The 8944-nt window shown below is 59.3% G+C and carries 8 protein-coding genes and 1 pseudogene; 5 read left to right on the top strand and 4 right to left on the bottom strand.

The genetic code is table 11. From position 1 onward, the window contains the following. Positions 1–548 precede the first annotated feature (548 nt). A complete protein-coding gene (locus HNO88_RS21245; protein WP_184250684.1) occupies positions 549–2489 on the bottom strand; it encodes a winged helix-turn-helix domain-containing protein in 1941 nt (646 codons plus the stop codon). 259 nt (positions 2490–2748) lie between these two features. Between HNO88_RS21245 and HNO88_RS21240 the strand changes: the two genes are divergently transcribed. From HNO88_RS21240 to HNO88_RS21230, 3 genes are all read left to right on the top strand, one after another. Next, positions 2749–3249, top strand: coding sequence for an energy transducer TonB family protein (locus tag HNO88_RS21240; protein ID WP_184250682.1), 501 nt, complete (start codon positions 2749–2751; stop codon positions 3247–3249). A gap of 657 nt (positions 3250–3906) precedes the next feature. Beyond that, complete coding sequence (locus HNO88_RS21235) at positions 3907–4083, top strand: hypothetical protein (protein WP_184250680.1); 177 nt, start codon at positions 3907–3909, stop codon at positions 4081–4083. A 31-nt stretch (positions 4084–4114) separates the two neighbouring features. Beyond that, positions 4115–4351, top strand: coding sequence for a hypothetical protein (locus tag HNO88_RS21230; protein ID WP_184250678.1), 237 nt, complete (start codon positions 4115–4117; stop codon positions 4349–4351). 848 nt (positions 4352–5199) lie between these two features. Here HNO88_RS21230 and HNO88_RS22930 read toward each other — a convergent pair. Next, positions 5200–5310: a PEPxxWA-CTERM sorting domain-containing protein gene (locus HNO88_RS22930; protein WP_312857153.1), complete on the bottom strand. Its 111-nt coding sequence runs from the start codon at positions 5308–5310 to the stop codon at positions 5200–5202. A 1476-nt stretch (positions 5311–6786) separates the two neighbouring features. Here HNO88_RS22930 and HNO88_RS21220 point away from each other — a divergent pair. Next, the gene (locus tag HNO88_RS21220; protein WP_312857152.1) at positions 6787–7128 is read left to right on the top strand and encodes a DUF1153 domain-containing protein; all 342 of its coding nucleotides are present in this window, start codon (positions 6787–6789) and stop codon (positions 7126–7128) included. Positions 7129–7685: 557 nt separating this feature from the next. Here HNO88_RS21220 and HNO88_RS21215 read toward each other — a convergent pair. Continuing rightward, entirely contained in the window at positions 7686–8045 is a 360-nt protein-coding gene (locus tag HNO88_RS21215) for a hypothetical protein (protein ID WP_184250675.1), read from the bottom strand. Positions 8046–8316: 271 nt separating this feature from the next. Here HNO88_RS21215 and HNO88_RS22135 point away from each other — a divergent pair, with 271 nt between their 5' ends. Next, entirely contained in the window at positions 8317–8547 is a 231-nt protein-coding gene (locus HNO88_RS22135) for a hypothetical protein (protein ID WP_221420160.1), read from the top strand. A gap of 73 nt (positions 8548–8620) precedes the next feature. Here HNO88_RS22135 and HNO88_RS22130 read toward each other — a convergent pair. Then, a pseudogene (locus HNO88_RS22130) lies at positions 8621–8944 on the bottom strand (hypothetical protein); the annotation flags it as partial.

Here is an 8944-nt window from a genome sequence, read left to right as displayed (position 1 = left end):
CGTATCGGCAAGCTGCTCGATCGCTTCCTGCCAGACGAATGCGCCAACTTCTTCCAAGCCGCAGGATATCAACGCTCATGCTGAAAATGCTCTAGCGCCATCGGCGGTGCTACCCGCACGTCATCGCTCGCGTTGCAGAGGACTGCGGCTGCCGTTGCTGGGATGAGGACCGGTGCGCAAACCGGCCTGCTACACGCGAGCGAGACCGTGGCCGTGCCGAGGGAGATCACCGACTTTCTCGGGTGCTCTCTGACAAGGGCGCCGCCTACAACGGACGTCGGCACACCTCCGTGCAGGTGCGCGACCCTCACGCTGCCGCCAACCTCGGACCGCTCCTGCGCGGCCCGCTGGTGACCGTTGGATAAGCATGAGATCGAGCGGGTAGTACTTCGACCCGCTCGTAAGTCCTCGCCGTCGTGGTGGTCAGGCGAGGCATGGGGCGATCAGGGGTTGTCTGGTCGCCTCACCCCGGGGGCAGTCGGCGGGTTGGGTCGGCTGCCCCCTTCCTCACGCACTTGCTTCTACCTGATCGCGCATGGGAACACGCCTTAGATCATCCGGCAGAAGGCGGGCGCCTCATCCCCGCAGACATCCGGCCTCGTGTGCGACGATCTCCAGTATGTCATGAGGCCGAGTTTACGTGCGACAGCGGGGAATGTTGGTTCATCCAGAACGCCCCTCATGCTTCGTCGCCAGAAGAGCCACGGCCGCTCACCAACGGCCCGCAGAGCAGCCTTGTGAGCGCCCAATGCACTTAGCATCCGAACGACGGTGCCGCTTTTTTCCTCCTGAGGCAGTTTGACCAGTGCTTCGACGGCCTCGCCGTGTAACTGCGGCTTGCGCGACGCCAAGGCCTTGTAGCTGGTGACTAGGGCCATGCGGCTTGATTGAGACAGCGGTAAGTCGGGTTTGCCCAGCGCCGCTAAAGCTGCCGTGTAATCCCCGGTCTCTACGCCCTCGTTTATCGCAATCATAGCGGCGACAACCGGATCGACGCTGAGATCAGTGGCCGTCTTGAAGCTTTGTCGCGCCTCATTCTTGTCACCGGTCGCAACGAGGGCGCTGGCTAGGGCCAGTTGAGAGTCAGGCCAAAGCGCGAGCATATTCGTCGCGGCACGAAATTCATCAATCGCTGCCTGCAAGCGACCGACGCTTTGCAGCTTGAGACCATACCCGTAGTGCTCGCAGCCGCAATCAAGAGGCTTGGCGGCGATGGCGGCTTTGAACAGCGCCTCTTGGCCAGCCCAGTCCCGCTGGTCGATCAAATAGGCTTTATGGGCCAAGGCCTCTCCGTTCTCAGGGTCGAGCATCAAAGCTTTGTCTTCGGCCTCGATCCCCGCCCGTCGGAGCACAGCTTCGGACTGACCGCCGGCACCTCCTAGCATCTGGACATAGCCATTTCCCACCGCGGACCAGCCCCAGGAAAAATCCGGCACTTCGGCAACAACCCGCTGTGCAAAATGCAACGTCTTGCTGCCGCCATAAGACCAGTATTCTTGGCAGTACCGCAGGTAGTTAGTCATGGCCGTGTCCGGCAGTGCCTTGCGGTGGTTGGCAGCCCCAGACAGACCACATCGAACGACAATGCCTGCGGTAATCGCTACCTTGTGAGGAACTTGGGAAATCTGGTCCCCGGGGTAATCGGTTGCGTCGGACCACAGGACAACACCAGAGCGATCATTGATCAGTCGACTGATCACACGAATGGACTTACCGGTTCGATAGATTGTTCCGCCAAGCGAGTACGGAGGCTGCCGCGCTCCCGTCACAGCGGAAGTATCAGAGATGCCGATCATGCCATCGACGTTGAACGCGGCAATCACCTCAGCGTTCGTGGAGACGCGAATGGCTGCTGGCAGGTCGGCAGATGGGAGCTGATACCCGGACAGTCGCACGGACATGCTATGACCTGTTGCCCAATCATGACGCAACCACGTCCAATAGGCGCCCATCCCCAACAGCAGGATAGTGCTAATGATCGCTGCGAAGCGGCGGCCTATAGCTGGCCTCTCGCGGCCGTCTGGGTGAGCCCCGCCAGGTCGCGTTGGTGGCGGTACCACATCAAGCGGCACTGCTGCGTCAGGTGTGAGAGGCGAAGCAGTCTCTGCCGCTGACGTCGGGGCGGTTACCTGCTCTGCAACATCGTTAGCTGGCGTGCCGGTCGGCAGGACGAGCCGGTATCCTACCTTGCTGATGGTTTCGACCCGAAACACCTCTCCGCCGAGATCCTGCGCTGTCCGGCGTAGGCGGCTAATGACGCGGTTGATTGCATCGTCGCCGACAATGCGCCCATCCCAGCACGATTGGGTAAGCTCGTCGCGGGTGACTATCCCGCCGTCAGCAGCCTGCAGGGCAATAAGAACTTGCATGACGCGATGCTCGATCACGAGCGATCGGCCGTCCCCTGTGGTGAGTTGACGCAGCGCCGGTGCGACAGCGACCCGGCCCAATAAGAAGTCTGGCTCCTTCGCGAGCTCAATCTGTCGCATGGCCTGACTCCCGCCTCCCACCACGGTCCTTCTATATATTACTCGTACAGGTGCCGCCCAGCTTAGAATTGCTGGTGGGCTCCCATCGCTTGACTGGAGCACATCACCGAACGATCCGTCACGATAAAGCCGGCCGATCACCTAGATATCGGCAAGCCATCGGCGATTTGTCACCTCCTCGTCCTCTCGCGCGAAGCCCGATCGAGGCAAGTTTTGTCTGCGGCAAGCTGGCCGCTCACTCATGAGATGGGAGATCGAGATGAAGAGTTACATTGCGGCTGCCCTGGCAGTGGCCTTCGCTACTGGCGGCGCTAGCGCCTTCGCACAATCAACCGTCACAGGCATCCAAGCTCCACCGACCTTGGCGGCTTGGTCATCCCGATTGATGAACGATCTCAACAAGGGCTTGCGGGTTCGCGATGAACTTGGGGCAAAGGGTCCATCGGAGGGGATCGTGGCGGTGAAGTTCAACTGCAGCGAGAGTGGCGCGCCGTCCAAAGTAGAGTTGCTAAAGTCGTCCGGGAACCGCGAGTTCGACTTTGCGACACTCAGGGCCGTGCGGAGGATCGCCTCTCTTCATCCGCTGCCGACGGGGCTTGACCACGATCAGAAATATATCGTTCGGATGCTCTTCGCCAATTCTGAAGAGGGGGCAAAGCAGAGGATTGCGCAGATGCGCCGAGATGCCGATCGAAGCAACGCATGGTATATGAAGACCGGCACCAACACCGCGGCGATCGAATTAGCGCCTATTGGCTGACGAACACATGCAGTGAAGAAGCATGTCCGCAGTCAACCTCGGCCACTCGGCAGCACAGCCGGGTGGCCATCTGCGGCTTTGCAGCAGGAAGCTCGGCCGGCTAGTAGCCGGTCATGTTGCTTCTCATCCTAGCCAGCGCGGTCGTCATACCTGCGGGTGAGACGTTCACCTGCACACCGATAGCGGTTTACGACGGCGACGGGCCCGTATGGTGTTCAGAAGGTCCGGGCGTCCGCTTGGCCGGCATCGCAGCAAGAGAAATGGACGGTACGTGCCGGTCCAACCAGCCTTATCCCCCGGTCTCTGCTGAGCGCTCCCACGACGCGCTAGTTGAGCTCGTAGGTGTGCCGATCGGGCGGCAGCCGGGGGGGCACGCGCTGGTGCGCGGGCTGGCCATGCGGTGCCAATCGGAAGGAACCGGCAAGGGCAGGCGATCTGCGGCCTGGTGCGTTTCGCCTCGCGGCGGTGATCTGTCTTGCGCGATGGTGCGGGGCGGCTGGGCGCTGAAGTGGCAGCGATACTGGCGGCAGCATCGATGCTAGAATCGACGGCCTGGCGGTTTCATATCGAGACACCGGCTGATCCATCGCAGCGCACAGTGGCACTTGGAGCCAGCGGCTGCCATTCTTCAGTAGCGACCACAAACGAGAGGGCAGCATGCGACGCCTACTGATCATCGCGATCATCACCATTGGCGCCATCCTCCTGGAAAGTGACTACTGGCGTCCGTTCCTTGCGATCGCTGCTGCTGTGATCGGCCTTATCGAAATACAGGCATTGCTTGACCGGCGCCGTATACGCAGGATGCGGAAATCGACATCGACGGCGGAGTAATTAGCTCTGCTGCTACCGATCAGGAGATCGCATGACCCGGGCACCCGAAAGCGCTGCGCGCGCGCTCTGCAAGCTTGATGGGCACCCTGACCATGCAGAGATGAACGGGACAACCCTGTGGCAGGATTACCTGCCCAAGGCCCGTGCGGTGTTGCTATCCGTCCGAAATCCAAGCGATGCAGTGCTCGCCGCAGCCGACGCGCTGCCTTGCTCCGTCGATACGACTGCCTGCTGGCAGGCAATGGTCGACGCAGCCCTTTCCGAATGACATCGCGCTCAGGCAAACAGAACTCTATCGTCTTCCTGATTGTTGCGGTTATGCTGCTCTACGGGACAAAACGCTGGGCGGGCTAGGCCAAGCACCGCGTCCGCTCCGCGGTACGTTAGTATCGCGCGAGCCGATCTAACACAAACCGCCCCGCTATGTTTTGGTGCGCGAACTTACCATGAAGTGCTGGTCGGGTGAAAATGAGGCTGGCTGATGTATCGCGCGGGGCGATAGCCGATTAAACTCAAAGCCGAAACTCCGTTTTATTTGGTGGATAGATACAGCACGGCTTAAAGGCGCCTCAGCCGGAGCCGGCGCGCCTTCCTTACTCGGCGGGCTGAGAATCACAGCCGTTAGCAGTTCGAGAGGATCGGTTCACTGGCTTGTTTGCCGCTACCCACGATTGCCGTGGAGGTGATGTAGGCGGTCTGCCTGGGCTCAATCCCTTTCAGCATTAGCAGTGCGCTGCTATCAAATGCTTGGAGGGGGCATGCTGTGTTTTGGATAACCTTTGCGTCGGGCGTAGGTCTTATCGCGCTGGCGATCGAAATGCATGACTCGGTACCCCGGCCAGCGCGCGCTGCAGTGGGCCTTATCGGAACGGCGCTTTTCATCACCGCCACGTTCTTTATGTAGGCTGCCCCAGGCAATCAGGCCCGCCATGGACTATGCCGACGCCTCGTTTTTCAATGGCGCTCACTTCGCCCATATTACCGCGTGGCAAGAGCATGATCGCACGAAGGCACTCCATCGCCATCGGCTTGCCCAACTAGGAAAGAAAAGCCGCCCCAGCCGGAGTTCGAGCGGCTTTTGATCTCGCCGGCGAACGCCAGTTCGTGGACTGCCTCTTAGGCGGAATGCAATCTATCATCCTGAGGCGATCCGCGCCTTTGACGAACGGACCAGCCTATCGCGGCGAAGCCGAGGATAAGCATTGCCCATGTGCTGGCTTCCGGCACCGCGGAGACCGTAGGCGAGCCGAAGAACGTCAGGTGAGACAGATCCTGCGGCTTGCCTGCATTCGGACCGTTAGGGATGCCGGGCAAATCGAAGGTATCCCAGGTGCCGGAGCTTGCTGGCGTGCCGAGCGCATACAAAACGAAGTTGTTGTCCGCTTTTACGGAGAAGTAGTTGGCTACGAAGTTTATCAGCGTCCCAGCGCCACTAGTCGTGCCCGCGCCCGTAATGCTGCCGAACGAAGAGAAGTTCGGATCATTGCTTGAAGTTATCGGCGGCAGCGCAATATCAGGATTGGCGCTTGGATGCGTATTAGTGTAGAGAGATTGTAGGCATATTGGGCGTTCAGGTAGCTATTGTTACCGTTCTCTGAAGTGTTGATGTTCCCGCTGAAGAGGCAACCGCTCGATGGAGTCACAGAGCTACAGGAGCCATCGACAACCGTCGTCGCCGCTTGACTGACTGTCGGGACCGACAGAACTGAGAACAGCCCGAATGTTGCGAGTTTAAGCAGTGACGCACGCATGGAAACCTCCTCCCAGAGAGGAATAGATCATTGTGAATGGGACGTTAACTACACTATTTCGTCAATAGTGGGTGAGCTAATTTGAGTACCTAACTGGGACAATGTTTCAGGTTCGTCTGCGCTTCAGTGCTGCTCCGAGACTAGCCACATCCAAAAATATCTCGATTCCGCGCCTTCCTTGTTATAAAATCATTAGCTTCCGCGCTCAGCCGAACACCAGTCAGCAGCTCAGCGTTAAGGGGGCACGCCGAACGCGAAATCGAGGAACTACCTTGGTGAGCTTCAACATCAGGAACACGGTAGATCCGCACGGTCGAGGACGCCCGGGCTCGGAGCGTCCTCGTTAGCCTGAACGGTCAACCTGCCCACCTTCTTAGGATGGCTTCAACCAAAAGGATCAACGCCAAGGTCAGTCTTGCTTGTTATCCGGGCCAATGGGCTATGGGCGCGCATCAAAGCTGACCGGGTGGGTCATCATCGCGTCAGGAGCAGGCGTGATCGCATGGGGTGTGACCAGAGCGGAGCAGCCGTTCCACGTCCGCGCCCTCGTATGCTGCGGTGTGGCGGCCTTCCTGATCGGCACCGGCCTTCTGAGCCACCTCGGCTGGCGGGCGCGGAACCGATCGCGTGCGGGTGACCCTGCCGATCGCCAGTGACCCCTAATGGCAGACTGCCGGTAGACTCCGCCTAGCGTATTGCTCATAACGGCTTCGCCCGCGCTTGGGCGGCGGGGCGTTGCAACTGGATTAGTTGCGCGTGGCGGTTGCTGGAGGGCAGCCGTTGGTTGCCGTGCTAGGTAGACGACAACCCCCGCCCCGGCCCAAGAGGCCGCCGCTCCCTTATCTTTCCCGAGGGTTCGACGTCCTAGTCATGGCGCGATCCGACGGGGCGGATGCGCGGCACTACTATTTAGTAGGGGCGCGAGAAACCTCAGCCGCCATTCAGCCGGTCCATGTTATTGAAGTCGCCTGACGAGCGAGATCCCGACCGGCTCGACAAACCTAAGGGCAGAATCATGAGCAAGGGTGTTGGCGGCTGGCCCAGGGGCGCAGTGGCGGAGGGCGGCAGTAGTTCAGTGCCTGACACGTCGCGCTGGGTCGCAAAGAGAAAAGCTGAGGTAATTGCGGCAGTCGAGAGCGGCGCCCTCACAATGAGGGAGGCGTGCGACCGGTATCAGTTGGCTCCTGAGGAATTGATCTCTTGGCAACGAGCAACGCGCCGCAACGGCATAACTGGGCTGGGTGCTACGAGCATCCGACTAGAACGCCAAAAGCGGGAAGATCGCAATTCGTAAACGACGGCGGATGTTGCTATGACGCCAGAGAGTCGGGAGGCCGGAAGAGCGCTACCGTTCTGCTGGCACCTGCCTGCGAACATCGAGTGTTGCATCAGCGATAAAGCCAACGGCACCGGAAGGCCTACAACAGCTTAGTTTCAGGAGCGTAGAGGAAGGCAGTCGTCTTTAGCGTCCAAGAAGACCAGCGGACCATCGATCCTAAGCTTTTCATTGAACGCCTTCAAAGCTTCAAAATCAGTAGCGAACGACCTGTTCCATAGAGTTGAACTTCCATAATCATTTACCACTTCAAGACGCCACATGGAGCGATTCTCTAGGCGGTAAATCTGTACTTCCATCATGCGGCCACACTTCACTATTGCTTGGCATAACTCCGAATAGATGAGTTCAAGCATTCCCTCGAAACCACTTACCACCGCGCCCCTCGTGATTTTACTCGGCGAGCGCTGCCTTCGACTCGCCTAGAAAGCACTATTGGCACTTGGGTGACCGCAATCAAACAGAAAGATAAGCGGTCTAGATGGTTTAAAGAAGTGTGATGTAGCACAAGTTCGTTAGTTTCGATTAATCGAAAGCCGACGCCTTGTCATCTGTACGTCGCTCGCCTTGAGCAACCAGGCAACTATGTAGCGGTAGGGCAACGGCAACGAGTGTGGGCTATAGCTCTCGTGCCCTTCTGGATGCGGCTCGTCTACGATCTCTGAGATGGCCCCGGCGGAACCGGCACCCGCGATAACCTGGTCGCTGTCGGGCTCATCTCGCGAAAAAATGCGCCACATCGCTTGGTGAAACGTGTCTGCTACAGGACGGCCGAACAATTGCACGCGCTCGTACAGCAGGCTGACGAAGCGCTCTATCGCGTGAAGGCAGGCGGTCGAGAGCGCATCGAGTGCGACGATATTCCACTGCGCCACCTGGAATTGTCGCGCGCCGCCGCTCTCGTGACTGGATGCAGCGGACTTGTTCGAGACACGCCGAACCCACTGTACTTACAGGGTTCAGTCGGTAAGCAAGTCGAGAATGCCTTCACCGGTTGGCTACTGGGTTGAGACCTGGACCGCCGTTATCCACATCCGCATAGACGATGTATGGTTAAGGTCCCACAAGAGCACACTGCAGTAACTGCGCCCGCGGACGACCTAGAACACTGGTATGACAACGTGATCCGTCGTTTGCGAGTCCCTAATGCAGTTTATCGAAGTGAAGGTTGATGGCGTTTGGCAGCGCGTGTCCGTGGACGACTGGTGGAAGCTCGGGAAAGAACCCAAGCGTTGCGCATCCTGTCACGGGCCGGTTCACATCACGCAGGATCATAGCGGCAAGAGGAGGCGCGGCGTGACCCACCGTCGCGGGGGCGCCGAATGTCTGGGCGATGACACGATCCTGTCGTTCCGGCACCCAAACGCACTTGATTAAAGCAGGCTAGCTGCCCAGGCTCGCCAATCGGCGGTCCAGGCCCATGCTAGATCTGAATAGGTGACTGGCGCTGCTAGCGCGGCGCGATGATTGCGTTGAGGTCACTAGGCTGAGGGAGCCGCGCAAACTCGTCGCCGACGATCCCCTTCTCCCACCAGACCGCTTTTGCCGCCACTGGTTCAAGCCCCGGGATGATGATCCAACATGTGGTGCCCTTGGGTATGGGATTGATGGCCGGAGCCGAGAAGCCGAAGGGGGGGGCAGGTGCTTCACGACCGCTTGCACTGATTTGCCGCCAACAGGCGGCAGAGTAGCAGGCATTGTGCAGCGGACACGTATTGCGGATCGATGTTCCTGAGTGGCGTCGGCGTAAGCTTAACCCGCGGTCTTCGTCATC

The sequence above is a fragment of the Novosphingobium chloroacetimidivorans genome (assembly GCF_014204535.1).
GTDB lineage: Bacteria > Pseudomonadota > Alphaproteobacteria > Sphingomonadales > Sphingomonadaceae > Novosphingobium > Novosphingobium chloroacetimidivorans.
The sequence above is the reverse complement of the archived record's forward strand: the minus strand, read 5'-3'. Positions and strand labels throughout refer to the sequence as shown.

Coding starts and splice junctions, on each gene's coding strand:
- HNO88_RS21245 (WP_184250684.1), bottom strand. CDS start 2,489: ATGCGACAGATTGAGCTCGCGAAGGAGCCAGACTTCTTATTGGGCCGG.
- HNO88_RS21240 (WP_184250682.1), top strand. CDS start 2,749: ATGAAGAGTTACATTGCGGCTGCCCTGGCAGTGGCCTTCGCTACTGGC.
- HNO88_RS21235 (WP_184250680.1), top strand. CDS start 3,907: ATGCGACGCCTACTGATCATCGCGATCATCACCATTGGCGCCATCCTC.
- HNO88_RS21230 (WP_184250678.1), top strand. CDS start 4,115: ATGACCCGGGCACCCGAAAGCGCTGCGCGCGCGCTCTGCAAGCTTGAT.
- HNO88_RS21220 (WP_312857152.1), top strand. CDS start 6,787: ATGTTATTGAAGTCGCCTGACGAGCGAGATCCCGACCGGCTCGACAAA.
- HNO88_RS22135 (WP_221420160.1), top strand. CDS start 8,317: ATGCAGTTTATCGAAGTGAAGGTTGATGGCGTTTGGCAGCGCGTGTCC.